The 12,950-nt window shown below is 70.6% G+C and carries 11 protein-coding genes and 1 riboswitch; of the genes, 8 read left to right on the top strand and 3 right to left on the bottom strand.

Annotated features, from left to right (window positions below; all coding sequences use genetic code 11):
• Window positions 1–249 precede the first annotated feature (249 nt).
• From ACWEQO_RS17420 to ACWEQO_RS17395, 6 genes are all read left to right on the top strand, one after another.
• Entirely contained in the window at window positions 250–1,242 is a 993-nt protein-coding gene (locus ACWEQO_RS17420; RefSeq protein ID WP_452983951.1) for a transglycosylase family protein, read from the top strand.
• Window positions 1,243–1,447: 205 nt separating this feature from the next.
• A riboswitch (cyclic di-AMP (ydaO/yuaA leader) is annotated at window positions 1,448–1,615 on the top strand.
• Window positions 1,616–1,618: 3 nt separating this feature from the next.
• Window positions 1,619–2,416, top strand: a complete 798-nt coding sequence (locus ACWEQO_RS17415; protein WP_452983948.1) for a transglycosylase family protein — start codon at window positions 1,619–1,621, stop codon at window positions 2,414–2,416.
• A 363-nt stretch (window positions 2,417–2,779) separates the two neighbouring features.
• A complete protein-coding gene (gene eno, locus ACWEQO_RS17410) occupies window positions 2,780–4,063 on the top strand; it encodes a phosphopyruvate hydratase (RefSeq protein WP_361454984.1) in 1,284 nt (427 codons plus the stop codon).
• A 98-nt stretch (window positions 4,064–4,161) separates the two neighbouring features.
• Complete coding sequence (locus ACWEQO_RS17405) at window positions 4,162–4,638, top strand: FtsB family cell division protein (RefSeq protein WP_361454987.1); 477 nt, start codon at window positions 4,162–4,164, stop codon at window positions 4,636–4,638.
• 128 nt (window positions 4,639–4,766) lie between these two features.
• Complete coding sequence (locus tag ACWEQO_RS17400) at window positions 4,767–5,318, top strand: DUF501 domain-containing protein (RefSeq protein WP_361454990.1); 552 nt, start codon at window positions 4,767–4,769, stop codon at window positions 5,316–5,318.
• On the top strand, window positions 5,315–6,268 hold the full coding sequence (locus tag ACWEQO_RS17395) for a Ppx/GppA phosphatase family protein (protein ID WP_452983943.1): 954 nt from the start codon (window positions 5,315–5,317) through the stop codon (window positions 6,266–6,268). Before ACWEQO_RS17400 ends, ACWEQO_RS17395 begins: the two co-directional genes overlap by 4 nt.
• A gap of 19 nt (window positions 6,269–6,287) precedes the next feature.
• Here ACWEQO_RS17395 and ACWEQO_RS17390 read toward each other — a convergent pair whose 3' ends face one another.
• Window positions 6,288–6,557, bottom strand: a complete 270-nt coding sequence (locus ACWEQO_RS17390) for a type II toxin-antitoxin system RelE family toxin (protein ID WP_452983940.1) — start codon at window positions 6,555–6,557, stop codon at window positions 6,288–6,290.
• Window positions 6,554–6,826: a type II toxin-antitoxin system Phd/YefM family antitoxin gene (locus ACWEQO_RS17385; protein WP_361454999.1), complete on the bottom strand. Its 273-nt coding sequence runs from the start codon at window positions 6,824–6,826 to the stop codon at window positions 6,554–6,556. The genes ACWEQO_RS17390 and ACWEQO_RS17385 overlap by 4 nt, the downstream gene beginning before the upstream one ends.
• Before the next feature lie 523 nt (window positions 6,827–7,349).
• On the opposite strand from ACWEQO_RS17385, the gene ACWEQO_RS17380 reads away from it, so the two are divergent.
• Entirely contained in the window at window positions 7,350–8,762 is a 1,413-nt protein-coding gene (locus tag ACWEQO_RS17380; RefSeq protein ID WP_361455002.1) for an NAD(P)/FAD-dependent oxidoreductase, read from the top strand.
• Between the two features lie 232 nt (window positions 8,763–8,994).
• Complete coding sequence (locus ACWEQO_RS17375) at window positions 8,995–10,293, top strand: class I SAM-dependent methyltransferase (protein WP_452983936.1); 1,299 nt, start codon at window positions 8,995–8,997, stop codon at window positions 10,291–10,293.
• Window positions 10,294–10,415: 122 nt separating this feature from the next.
• Here ACWEQO_RS17375 and ACWEQO_RS17370 read toward each other — a convergent pair whose 3' ends face one another.
• Window positions 10,416–12,944 (bottom strand): ABC transporter permease, encoded by a 2,529-nt coding sequence (locus ACWEQO_RS17370; RefSeq protein WP_361455008.1) that lies wholly within the window; start codon window positions 12,942–12,944, stop codon window positions 10,416–10,418.
• Window positions 12,945–12,950: the final 6 nt, after the last annotated feature.

The following is a 12,950-nucleotide window of genomic DNA, read 5'->3' as shown; positions in this document are numbered from 1 at the left end:
GCGCATCCTCCGTACGCCTCTGAAGTGACGGTCGGGACCCCTTCGGGCACGGTCCGTCGCACCGTCGTCGGGGCAGTGCGGACATGACGTTCGGTCAGCTCTGTGATCTTCATGTGATCTGCGCGGCATGAACTTGTGACAAGCGATTGTCTGCGGCTACGTTCACCCATCAAGCACGGCGCCTCGGTTGCACAGCTGCGCAGTTCGACTCGCCGTGCGGGTAACTGTTGTCCTGCGAAAGGTCTCCGCATGCTCTCCGGGAACGGTCGTCACCGTCGCCCCCGCCAGGCTCCGGCTTTTGTCGTCGCTGCCGGAGTGACCGGCTCAGCCATCGCGATTCCGCTCCTCGGGGCCAGTGGCGCCAGCGCGGCCGAGGGTGTGACCTGGGACCGGGTCGCGGAGTGCGAGTCCGGCGGCTCGTGGAGTCAGAACTCCGGCAACGGCTACTACGGCGGCCTGCAGTTGACCCAGGCGGACTGGGAGAAGTACGGCGGCCTCGACTACGCGTCCAGCGCCGACCAGGCCAGCCGCGGCCAGCAGATAGCCGTGGCCGAGAAGATCCTCGCCGACCAGGGGGTCGGCGCGTGGCAGGCCTGCGGCCTGCTGTCGGGCCTGGGTGGCGACCTGGGCAAGGCCGGCGCCGACACCGGCGCGGGCGGCGGCTCGTCGTACGACTCGTCCGGTACCGGAAGCTCCGCCACCCCGGCGCCCTCGCAGTCCGCCGGTGCTTCTTCGGGCAACAAGGGCAACGGCGGCGACAAGGGCATCGAGGTCGGTAAGGGCCAGAAGGCGGACGAAGCGCCCGAGTCCGACGGTTCGGGCATCGAGCCCGGCGCCTCCCCCTCCGCTTCCGCTTCCCCCTCCGCCAAGGGGGGCGATTCGGGCAAGTCGGGACAGAAGGCGGGCTCTTCGGATGCGTCCGCGAGTGAGGCCCCCACCGGCCGCCACCGTGGCGCCAGTGCCGAGGAAGAGGTGCGTGAGGACCGTGAGTCCGGAAGCTCCGGCCGGCACGCCTCGCGCGGCGGCCTCGGCCTCTCGCGCGGCCTCGACGTCTCCTCCCCGGCCGACAGGGCCCCCGAGGGCACCGGAATCGGTCCCTCGATCGCCGTCGACTCCCTTGCGCTCGGCGGCGGGTGGCTCGCCCAGTACGGCGGGGGCGGCGCGGGGGCGGATGAGGCGGCGCCCAACCTCATCCTTCCCGGTCAGAGCCTTGCGTTCGGATTCGGATCGGACGAAGGCTGACATTCGAAGAGGCGTGTCGATGGCGGCAGTTGAGGTCGGGTTTCGCGCTGAATGTCCGTTATAAAGGCGATGAGAGATAGGTCTCAGAAGCCCTGATCGTCTTTGATTATCCGCCGTGCGCGTGTCTACCGTCAGGACCGCTCGCCACCGCGGGCCCCGGCTGCCGCCACGCCGAATCCTGCCAGTGGCAGCACGGGAACACTCGTCGCGTCATGCGCCGTAGGCAGGAGCGGGGGAACCAAGGTAGGTGCCGCATCCGGTGATTGACGCCGGATCGGCTAGGGGTGAAGCCGTGTCCCGTGAGGGACGCGGCCGGGCAACTCAACCGGCCCGAACCCGACAGCTCACCTCGTAGGCGTCGGTGAGGGGATCTTCCATGCTGTTTTCCGGCAAGGGCAAGCACCGTCGTCCGTCCAAGGCCACCCGGGTCATCGCCGTCGCAGGCGTCACCGGTGCCGCCGTCGCCGCCCCGCTGATGGCGGCCGGCAACGCTTCCGCCGCCACCGCCTCCGAGTGGGACACCGTCGCCCAGTGCGAGTCCGGTGGCAACTGGTCCATCAACACCGGCAACGGCTACTACGGCGGCCTGCAGTTCTCCGCTTCCACCTGGGCCGGCTACGGCGGCACGCAGTACGCCGCCACCGCCGACCGGGCCAGCAAGGCCCAGCAGATCGAGATAGCCGAGAAGGTCCTCGCGGGCCAGGGCAAGGGCGCCTGGCCGGTCTGCGGCAAGGGCCTGTCCAACGCCGCCTACGCCGGCGGCGGCTCCGGCAACCAGAGCGCCGGGAACCAGAACAGCGGTTCCTCGCAGAGCACCCAGCAGCAGAACACCCAGAAGCAGAACACCCAGAAGCAGAGCACCCAGGAACAGAGCACCCGGAAGCAGAGCGCCCAGAAGCAGAGCACCGGCTCCGCCCCCGAGCGCTCCACCGAGCAGAAGGCCTCCCGCTCCGACGAGCGTCCGGCCGCCGCGAAGAAGACCGTCACCACCCCGACCGGCGAGAAGGTCGAGAAGGGCGACGGCGAGTACAAGGTGGTCAAGGGCGACACCCTCAGCTCGATCGCCGCGGAGCACGACGTCAAGGGCGGCTGGAACAAGCTGTTCGAGCTGAACGACGACATCGTCGAGGACGCCGACCTCATCTACCCGGGTCAGCAGCTGCACCTGAAGTAAGGTGCGGCCGCAGGTCCAGGGGGCTCCGTCCCCACGGAGCCCCTCCCCTCCCCGTCCCCACGGGGTCTCCCCCGCCCCGGTGCGTGTTCCCCGTACGCGCCGGGGCGGGGCTTTTCCGTACGCGGCGGGTCCTCGCCGGCGTCCGGTGTCCGGTGTTCGGCGTCTGGTGTCCGGTGCCGGCCGACGGGCACGAGGGGGTTCCGGTTTCCGGGCCCGTCTTTGTTCCGTTCGGAAACAATTTACTCTCGGTTCCGTCCGAGAGGCGGCCGACCGGATGGCCGATCGCCCGGAGCCGGATAGGCTCGGTCCCGCAGGGTCCCCGTGGCCCGGCTGATCCACGTCACATCCATGAAGGAGATGCTCGTGCCGTCCATCGACGTCGTCGTAGCCCGGGAAATCCTGGACTCCCGAGGCAACCCCACCGTCGAGGTCGAGGTCGGCCTCGACGACGGCAGCACGGGTCGTGCCGCCGTTCCGTCCGGTGCCTCCACCGGCGCCTTCGAGGCCATCGAACTCCGTGACGGCGACCCCGACCGTTACCAGGGCAAGGGAGTCGAGAAGGCCGTCCTGGCCGTCATCGAGCAGATCGGCCCGGAGCTGGTCGGCTACGACGCCACCGAGCAGCGCCTGATCGACCAGGCGATGTTCGACCTGGACGCCACCGACAACAAGGGCTCCCTCGGCGCCAACGCCATCCTCGGCGTCTCCCTGGCCGTCGCCCACGCCGCCTCCGAGGCCAGCGACCTGCCCCTCTTCCGCTACCTGGGCGGACCCAACGCGCACCTGCTGCCGGTGCCGATGATGAACATCCTCAACGGCGGCTCGCACGCGGACTCCAATGTGGACATCCAGGAGTTCATGATCGCCCCGATCGGCGCGGAGTCCTTCTCCGAGGCCCTGCGCTGGGGCACCGAGGTCTACCACACCCTGAAGAAGGTGCTGAAGAGCCGCGGCCTGTCCACCGGCCTCGGCGACGAGGGCGGCTTCGCCCCGAACCTCGGCTCCAACCGCGAGGCCCTCGACCTCATCCTCGAGGCCATCAAGGAAGCCGGTTACGCCCCGGGCGAGCAGATCGCCCTCGCGCTCGACGTGGCCGCCTCCGAGTTCTACAAGGACGGCTCGTACGTCTTCGAGGGCAAGGAGCGCTCCGCCGCCGAGATGACGGAGTACTACGCCGAGCTGGTCGAGGCGTACCCGCTGGTCTCCATCGAGGACCCGCTGTTCGAGGACGACTGGGACGGCTGGAAGGCCCTCACCGACAAGCTCGGCGACAAGGTCCAGATCGTCGGCGACGACCTGTTCGTCACCAACCCGGAGCGCCTGGCCCGCGGCATCGAGGAGGGCTCGGCCAACGCCCTGCTGGTGAAGGTGAACCAGATCGGTTCGCTGACCGAGACCCTGGACGCCGTCGAGCTGGCCCAGCGCAACGGCTTCAAGTGCATGATGTCGCACCGTTCCGGCGAGACCGAGGACGTCACCATCGCCGACCTGGCCGTCGCCACCAACTGCGGCCAGATCAAGACCGGCGCCCCGGCCCGCTCCGAGCGCGTGGCCAAGTACAACCAGCTGCTGCGCATCGAGGAGATCCTCGACGACGCCGCGGTGTACGCGGGCCGCAGCGCCTTCCCGCGGTTCCGCAACGCCTGACGACGCGGCTCCGCCAGTCGTCCGTACGTCCCCGGACACGGTCCCGTACCGTGTCCGGGGACGTACGCGCGTATGAAATGTGAACGGGAGACGGGGACATGGCCGTGAAGGACCGGGACCGCTTCTCCACCGCGACCAGGATCCGGCTGATCGGTGAGCAGACCGCGGCCCGGGTCTACCGTTCGCAGACCAGACGCCAGGCCCGCCGTTCCCGGCTGACCGGCCGGGCCGCGCTGCTCGCCCTGGTGGTCTGCTCGCTGATCGTGGCGCTCGCCTACCCCATGCGGCAGTACGTGTCCCAGCGCGCCGAGATCGCCGACCTCCAGCAGGAGCAGGAGGAGGCCCGTCAGCGGGTCGAGGAGCTGCGCGACCTCAAGGCGCGCTGGCAGGACGACGCCTACGCCGAGCAGCGGGCCCGCGAGCGGCTGCACTACGTCAAGCCCGGCGAGACCGGCTACATCGTGATCGACCCGGGCGCGGCCGAGAAGTCGCGCACCGACCTCGGAGCGGCCGACCGCCCCTGGTACGCGAACGTCTGGGACGGGGTCGACAGGTCCGACGCCGCCGCGCGGTGAGCCCCGGGTTTAGCCTTACTACCCTCAGCCGTCGTTCCGGGCCACCGCCTTCCGGAGCCCCTCCCAGAGCGCCTTCCGGAGTCCGGAAGAGCCGCACGCCCCGTACAGAGACCCGCAGGAAGACACGTATGGACACCCCTCCGCCCACGACCCCGCGCACCGAGCCGACCGACGCGGACGTCGAGGCCTTCAAACAGCAGCTCGGGCGGCCCCCGCGCGGGCTGCGCGCCATCGCGCACCGCTGTCCCTGCGGACAGCCCGACGTCGTCGAGACCGCGCCGAGGCTGCCCGACGGCACCCCCTTCCCGACGCTGTACTACCTGACGTGCCCGAAGGCGAACTCCGCGATCGGCACGCTGGAGGCGAACGGCGTGATGAAGGAGATGACGGAGCGGCTGGCGGCGGACCCGGAGCTGGCGGCCGCCTACCGCGCGGCGCACGAGGACTACATCCGGCGCCGTGACGAGATCGAGGAGCTGAAGAACTTCCCGAGCGCCGGCGGGATGCCGGACCGGGTGAAGTGCCTGCACGTCCTGGTCGCCCACTCGCTGGCCGCCGGCCCCGGCGTCAACCCGCTGGGCGACGAGGCGCTCGCGATGCTGCCCCCGTGGTGGCGCAAGGGCCCGTGCGTGACCCTGCCCGGCGAGGAGCCGGCCGCTCCGCAGGAGGACGGCCGATGACCCGGGTCGCCGCCGTCGACTGCGGCACGAACTCCATCCGGCTCCTGGTGGCCGACGCCGACCCGCGGACGGGTGAACTCGTCGACCTGGACCGGCGCATGACGATCGTCCGGCTCGGCCAGGACGTCGACCGCACGGGCCGGCTCGCCCCCGAGGCGCTGGAGCGGACGTTCGCCGCCTGCCGCGCGTACGCGGAGGCCGTCGAGGAGCACGGCGCGCAGCGCCTGCGCTTCGTCGCCACCTCCGCCTCCCGCGACGCCGAGAACCGGGACGAGTTCGTGCGCGGGGTGCTGGACATCCTCGGCGTGGAGCCCGAGGTCATCACCGGCGACCAGGAGGCCGAGTTCTCCTTCACCGGCGCCACCAAGGAACTGACGGGGCGGGCGGACCTGCGCCGCCCGTTCCTGGTCGTGGACATCGGCGGCGGCTCCACCGAGTTCGTCGTCGGCGACGACCGCGTGCGCGGGGCCCGCTCCGTGGACGTGGGCTGTGTGCGGATGACCGAGCGGCACCTGGTGCGGGACGGGGCGGTGGCGGACCCGCCGACCGAGCGGCAGATCGCGGCGATGCGCGCCGACATCGAGGCCGCCCTCGACCGGGCCGAGGAGACGGTCCCGCTGCGCGAGGCGCGCACCCTGGTGGGCCTGGCCGGCTCGGTCACGACGGTCTCGGCGATCGCCCAGGACCTTCCCGCGTACGACTCGGCGGCCATCCACCACTCCCGGGTCTCCCGGGAGCGCGTCCGCGAGATCACCGAGTGGCTGCTGCGCGCCACCCACGCCGAACGCGCGGCGGTCCCGTCCATGCACCCCGGCCGTGTCGACGTGATCGGCGCGGGCGCCCTCGTCCTCCTCTCGATCATGGAACGGATCGACGCGAAGGAGGTCGTGGTCAGCGAACACGACATCCTGGACGGCATCGCGTGGTCCTTGGCGATCGACGAGGGATGAGACGAGGAGAGACGGGACGCTACAGGTTGCGGTAGACGTCCCGTCGGTTGCCCACCTTGACGACGAGGACGACGAGTTCACCGTCGTTGATCTGGTAGGCGACCCGGTAGCTGCCGACCCGCAGCCGGTAGAGCCCTGAGGGGCCGGTGAGCTTCTTGACGTCGGCGTCCTCGCGGTACGGATCATCACCGAGCGCGGTCAGCGCGGTCAGGATGCGCATGGCATCAATTCGGCTGATGGACCGGAGCTGCCGCTGTGCTGCCGTGGTGAACCTGAACGCGTACTTCACGCCGCGCCTTCACCGCGCTCGTCGAACAGATCCGCCAGCAGCTCGGCCATCGAAACGGTGGGCCCGCCGTCGGCCAGGACTGCTTCCGCCTCGCGAGCCAGCATCACGTCGGCGGCCTCCTCCAGTGCCTCGAAGTCGGTGATCGGAACGACCGCGGCCACTGGGGCGCCGTTGCGTGTGATGACGGTCGGAGTTCCTTCCTCGGCCCGGTTGATGTGTTCCGCCAGGTGTGCGCGCGCTTCCCTGACGGTCACGGTGTTGTCGGTCATGGATCGAGTGTACTCACTTTCGTGTACACGTCGCCAGGCGTGGGAGTCGCGTTCGCGGGACATCCTCGACGGCGTCGTGTGGTCCGTCGCCGTCGGTGAGTGGGACTCTGCCGAGCAGGGCGGACACCGTTTGAGCGGTGGACGGAAGGGCCGATGGGCCCCTTCCGGCGGGTGTCGACGGGAAAGTTCGTGAAGTTCTTCACAAGGAATCGGCCCCCGCAAGTCGAGGAAGGGGGCCCGGTTGACCCTTTCGGGCGGCCAAACCCCCTTTGAACACGTTCAGAAGGGGTGGGTGGGCGCCCTCGGGTCGGGTGCCGTGGAAGCCCTGTCCGTGGTCCCGCGACACCCGAAAATTCGAAGAGGTGCAGCTCACGAGGTATTGACAACGGATCCGGCCGGGCACTCGTTCCCGTTGCCCGGCATGGGCTTGATCACAAAAGCCGGGAAGTGTAACACAGGCGCTGACCGAGCTTGTGAAGGGGCGCACGAACCCACCCCTGAGGGCGGGGGGATACTCGATGGCATGAGCACCACGGAGCGTCCCAGGATCCTCGTAGTAGGCGGTGGGTACGTAGGCCTGTACGCAGCTCGGCGCATCCAGAAGAAGATGCGTTACGGCGAGGCGACCGTCACCGTCGTCGACCCGCGGTCGTACATGACCTACCAGCCCTTCCTGCCCGAAGCCGCCGCCGGCAACATCTCCCCGCGGCACGTCGTCGTCCCCCTGCGACGCGTGCTCCCCAAGGCGGAGGTCCTCACCGGCCGGGTCACCACCATCGACCAGGACCGCAAGGTCGCCACGGTCGCGCCGCTGGTCGGCGAGGCCTACGAACTGCCCTTCGACTACCTGGTGATCGCGCTCGGCGCGGTCTCCCGCACCTTCCCGATCCCCGGCCTCGCCGAGCAGGGCATCGGCATGAAGGGCATCGAGGAGGCCATCGGCCTGCGCAACCACGTCCTCGAGCAGCTCGACAAGGCCGACTCCACCACGGACGAGGAGATCCGCCGCAAGGCACTCACCTTCGTCTTCGTCGGCGGCGGCTTCGCGGGCGCGGAGACCATCGGCGAGGTCGAGGACCTGGCCCGGGACGCGGCCAAGTACTACAAGAACGTGTCCCGTGAGGACATGCGCTTCATCCTCGTCGACGCCGCCGACAAGATCCTCCCCGAGGTGGGTCCGAAGCTCGGCCAGTACGGCAAGGAGCACCTCGAGAGCCGCGGCGTCGAGGTCTACCTCTCCACCTCCATGGACTCCTGCGTCGACGGCCACGTCGTGCTGAAGAACGGCCTCGAGGTCGACTCCAACACCATCGTGTGGACCGCGGGCGTCAAGCCCAACCCGGCCCTGGCCCGCTTCGGCCTGCCGCTCGGCCCGCGCGGCCACGTGGACACCCAGCCGACCCTCCAGGTCACCGGCAGCGACTACGTCTGGGCCGCGGGCGACAACGCCCAGGTGCCGGACCTCGTGGGCCGCAAGGCCGGCAACGAGAACGCCTGGTGCCCGCCGAACGCCCAGCACGCGCTGCGCCAGGCCAAGGTGCTCGGCGACAACGTGGTCTCCGCCATGCGGGGCTTCCCGCAGAAGGAGTACAGCCACGCCAACAAGGGCGCGGTGGCGGGCCTCGGCCTGCACAAGGGCGTCGCGATGATCGTCATGGGCAAGATGAAGATCAAGCTCAAGGGCCGTCTCGCCTGGTACATGCACCGGAGCTACCACGGCATGGCGATGCCGACGTGGAACCGCAAGATCCGGGTCTTCGCCGACTGGACGCTCGCCATGTTCCTCAAGCGCGAGGTCGTCTCGCTGGGCGCGATCCAGTCCCCGCGCGAGGAGTTCTACGAGGCCGCGAAGCCGGCCCCGGTACCCGCGGCCGCCGAGCCGGTGAAGACCGAGAAGGCTGCCAAGGCCGACAAGGCCGAGGCCAAGGCTTCCTGACCCACCGGCCTCCGGTCCCGGACCCGTCCGGTCCCAGGCCCGTCGGTCACCCGAAGGGGTCGCCCGCCATCCGTGGTGCGGGCGGCCCCTTCGGTGCTTTTGCCTGCTTCTGACGCGCGCCGGGTACTGTCCGGCGGCCGCAGGTGTTTACGTGGTGAGGACATTCCGGGATCGCCTTCCCCGAGCGCTCGGCCTCGATCGAGCAGGGGACGCACTAGCGGAGGTGTACACCATGAGAGACGCCGCTCCGCGGCTGAAGGGCCTCGTCGAACAGTTGCTGGGCACACCCGTCCCCCTGCGCATCCGCGCCTGGGACGGATCCCAGGCCGGCCCCCCGGGCGCACCGACCCTCGTCGTACGCAACCGCCGGGCCGTGCGCCACCTGCTGTGGAAACCGGGCGAACTCGGCCTCGCCCGCGCCTGGGTGACCGGTGACCTCGGTGTCGAGGGCGACCTCTACACCGCCCTCGACCTGCTCTCCGGCCTCCTCTGGGAGCGCGCCGAGGACGCCCCCGCCCCGGACCGGTCGCTGCGCGACCCCGAGGTCCGCTCCGCCGTCCGCGGCCTCCTCGCGATGGCGGGCCCGCCGCTGCCGCCCGGCCCGCCCCCGGAGGAGGCCCGCGGGCCCCGCCGCGGCCTGCACACCAAGCGCAGCGACCGACGCGCCATCAGCCACCACTACGACGTCGGCAACGACTTCTACGGGATCGTCCTCGGCCCGTCCATGGTGTACTCCTGCGCCTACTGGCCGGCCCCGCCCCCGCGGGGCACCCTCGAGGAGGCCCAGCGCGACAAGCTGGAACTCGTCTGCCGCAAGCTCGACCTGACGCCGGGCCGGCGCCTGCTGGACGTCGGCTGCGGCTGGGGCTCCATGGCGATCCACGCCGCCCGCGAGCACGGTGTGAGCGTCGTCGGCATCACCCTCTCCCAGGAGCAGGCCGCCCACGCCCGTAAACGCGTCGCCGACGAAGGGCTCACCGACCGCGTCGAGATCCGGGTCCAGGACTACCGCGACGTCCCGGACGGCCCCTACGACGCGATCTCCTCGATCGGCATGGCCGAACACGTCGGCGCCCAGCGGTACCTGGAGTACGCCACGGCCCTGCACCGCCTCCTGAAGCCCGGCGGACGGCTGCTGAACCACCAGATCGCGCGCCGCCCGCAGCGGGACGAATCGGCGTACCGCCTGAACCCGTTCATGGACGCCTACGTCTTCCCCGACGGTGAACTCGCCCCCGTGGGCACCACGGTGTCCCTGCTGGAGCGGGCCGGCTTCGAGGCGCGCGACGTCGAGTCGATCCGCGAGCACTACGCCCTCACCCTGCGCCGCTGGGTGGCCAACCTGGAGGCGGGGTGGGACCGGGCGGTCGAGCTCGCCGGCCCGGGACGCGCCCGCGTCTGGCTGCTGTACATGGCCGCCTCCGCGCTCGCCTTCGAACACGGCCGCCTCGGTGTCAACCAGGTGCTGGCCGTGAGGACCCCCGCCTCCGGCGCCTCCGGCCTCCCCCTGCGCGCCCGCACCTGGAACTGACCGGACCGCCCCTGGCCCCGACGCGAAGGAGCGGGCCCCGTCGCGGTGACCGGTCGTCGGTCACCGTGACGGGGCCCGCCCGCGCGTGCTGTCCGGCCGCGCGTGCCGCGCGTGCCGCGCGGCTACTCGGTCTTGATCGCCTGCAGCATGTTCAGCCGTGCCGCCCGCCGGGCCGGCCACAGCGCCGCCAGTACGCCCACGACACCGGCCAGCAGCAGGAAGACCGCCAACCGGCCCCAGGGCAGCACCAGTTCGTACGTCGACATCTTGGTGCCCAGGAGCTGACCGGCCGCCCAGCCGAAGAACACGCCCAGCCCGATGCCGAGCACCCCGCCGAACAGGGAGATCACCAGGGACTCCAGGCGGACCATCCGCTTGACGCCCCCGCGGTCCAGGCCGACCGCGCGGAGCATGCCGATCTCCTGGGACCGCTCGAACACCGACATGGCCAGGGTGTTGATGACCCCGATCACCGCGACGAGCACGGCCATGGCCAGCAGTCCGTAGACCATGTTCAGCACCAGCGTGAACATCTGCGCCAACTCGTCGGAGAGGTCCTGCTTGCCCTGGATCTTGATCGCGGGGTTGGTGCCGAGGGCCTTCGCCAGGTTCTCCTTCGCCGTGTCGGAGGCGCCGTCGGAGGTCTTCACCAGGACCAGCATGTCGTTCGGGTCCGGCTGGTGCGGGGCGAGCGTCGCGGTGTCGAGCATGATGCCGCGGAACATCTCGTTGCCCTCGTAGACACCGGCGACCGTCAGCTTCTGCTTCTTGCCGTCCTCGTAGGCGACGGTGAGGCCGGAACCGGCCTTCCAGCCGCGGCGCTCGGCCGTTTCGTGGTCGACGACGATCCGGGTGCCGCCCACCTCGAAGGAGCCCTCCCGGACCGGGAACCGGGTCAGCTCGCCGATCGCGGCGCCGTCGACACCGGTCAGGTACTCGGTCTTCCCGTCGATGCGGGCCGCCGCGTTGCGCATGGGGCTGGTGGCGGTGACGCCGTCGGCCTCCCGCAGCGTGCTCCCCACGTCCGGCGTCAGCCCGTGGCCGTTCGCCATGGACACCACGTAGTCGGCCTTGATCGAGGAGGCCGCCATCTTGTCGATGGACTTCTGCAGGCTGCCCGCCACCACCGTCATACCGGTGATCAGGGTGAGCCCGATCATCAGCGCGGACGCGGTCGCGGCGGTGCGGCGCGGATTGCGCACCGAGTTCTGCCGGGCCAGCTTCCCGGCCACCCCGAAGACGCGGAGCACCGGAGCCGCGGCGGCGATCAGCGGACGGGACAGCAGGGGCGTCAGGACGAACACGCCGATGATCAGCAGCACCGCGCCGAGCCCCATGGGGGCCTGGCCGTCCGAGGCGTCCATCGTCGTGGCCACGAGGACCACCGCGATGCCGGCCCCCGCGAAGAGCGCGCCGAGCGTGTTGCGCAGCACCAGCGACTTGGCCGTCGCCTGGGCGTGCACCGAGCTCATCGCCGCCACCGGCGGGATCTTCGCGGCCCGGCGACCGGGCAGCCAGGCGGCGAGCATGGTGATCAGGACGCCGACCGCGAACGCGGTGCCGACGGTGCCCGGCGTGACCACCAGGGGGCCGTCGGGCATGGTCGCGCCCAGCGAGCCCACCAGGGAACGCAGTCCGGCGCCGATGCCGACACCGGTGAGCAGCCCGACCACGGCGGCGACCGCGCCCACCAGGAACGCCTCGATCAGCACCGACCGCGTGACCTGCCGGCGGGAGGCGCCGACCGCGCGCATCAGCGCCAGTTCCCTGGTGCGCTGGGCGACCAGCATGGTGAAGGTGTTGGCGATGATGAACGTGCCGACGAACAGCGCGATGCCGGCGAACACCAGCAGGCCCTGCTTCAGCCCGCTCATCGACGAGGCGATCATCTCCGCCTGCGCGTCGGCGAGTTCTCCGCCGGTCCTGGTGCTGACGGCGCCGGCGGGCAGCGCCTTCTCCAGCTGCGACTGCAGAGTGGCCTCGGAGACGCCGTCCTTCGCCTTGACGGCGATCTCGTCGAACGTGCCCGCCTTGCCGAACAGCTTCTGCGCGGTCGCGGTGTCGAACAGGGTGAGGCTCCCGCCGGCCGCGACGTTGCCGTCGTCCGTGGTGAAGACACCGGTGACGACCGGCTCCAGCACGGGGCCGTCGACCGACATCCGTACGGTGTCACCGACCCGGTAACCGGTGCGCTTCGCGGTCTCGGAGTCGATGAGGATCTCGTCGGCGCCCTCGGGCGCGCGTCCCTCGGTCAGCGGGTAGCGGGGGTCGTCGTCGCCCCAGTAGTTGCCGCCCTGCGACTGGAAGCCGTCGCCGACCAGCTTGCCGTCCTTGTCGGCGAGGGCGGTGAACCCCTGGACGATCCCGATGGCCCGCGCGGCGCCGGGCACCCCGGCGCTGTCGTCGACCATGGCCGGGGTCAGCTCGTGATACCCGCCGATCCGGTCGCCCTCGGGCTCCTTCCACTCGGGGGTGACGGCGACGTCGATGTGGTCGAAGCCCTTGGCGGACTGCTTCTGGAGAGCGTCGGAGACGGTGTTGGTGAAGACCAGGGTCCCCGACACGAAGGCCACGCCGAGCATCACGGCGAGCACGGTCATCAGGAGCCGGGCCTTGTGCGCGAGCACATTGCGCAAGGCGGTACGGAACATGGGTGT

The sequence above is a fragment of the Streptomyces sp. NPDC004051 genome, assembly GCF_053604275.1.
This window is presented reverse-complemented; position numbering and strand designations above follow the sequence as displayed.

Excerpts from the sequence above, each read along its gene's own strand:
- ACWEQO_RS17420 (WP_452983951.1), top strand. The coding sequence starts at position 250 with ATGCTCTCCGGGAACGGTCGTCACCGTCGCCCCCGCCAGGCTCCGGCT.
- ACWEQO_RS17415 (WP_452983948.1), top strand. The coding sequence starts at position 1,619 with ATGCTGTTTTCCGGCAAGGGCAAGCACCGTCGTCCGTCCAAGGCCACC.
- ACWEQO_RS17405 (WP_361454987.1), top strand. The coding sequence starts at position 4,162 with ATGGCCGTGAAGGACCGGGACCGCTTCTCCACCGCGACCAGGATCCGG.
- ACWEQO_RS17400 (WP_361454990.1), top strand. The coding sequence starts at position 4,767 with ATGGACACCCCTCCGCCCACGACCCCGCGCACCGAGCCGACCGACGCG.
- ACWEQO_RS17395 (WP_452983943.1), top strand. The coding sequence starts at position 5,315 with ATGACCCGGGTCGCCGCCGTCGACTGCGGCACGAACTCCATCCGGCTC.
- ACWEQO_RS17385 (WP_361454999.1), bottom strand. The coding sequence starts at position 6,826 with ATGACCGACAACACCGTGACCGTCAGGGAAGCGCGCGCACACCTGGCG.
- ACWEQO_RS17380 (WP_361455002.1), top strand. The coding sequence starts at position 7,350 with ATGAGCACCACGGAGCGTCCCAGGATCCTCGTAGTAGGCGGTGGGTAC.
- ACWEQO_RS17375 (WP_452983936.1), top strand. The coding sequence starts at position 8,995 with ATGAGAGACGCCGCTCCGCGGCTGAAGGGCCTCGTCGAACAGTTGCTG.
- ACWEQO_RS17370 (WP_361455008.1), bottom strand. The coding sequence starts at position 12,944 with ATGTTCCGTACCGCCTTGCGCAATGTGCTCGCGCACAAGGCCCGGCTC.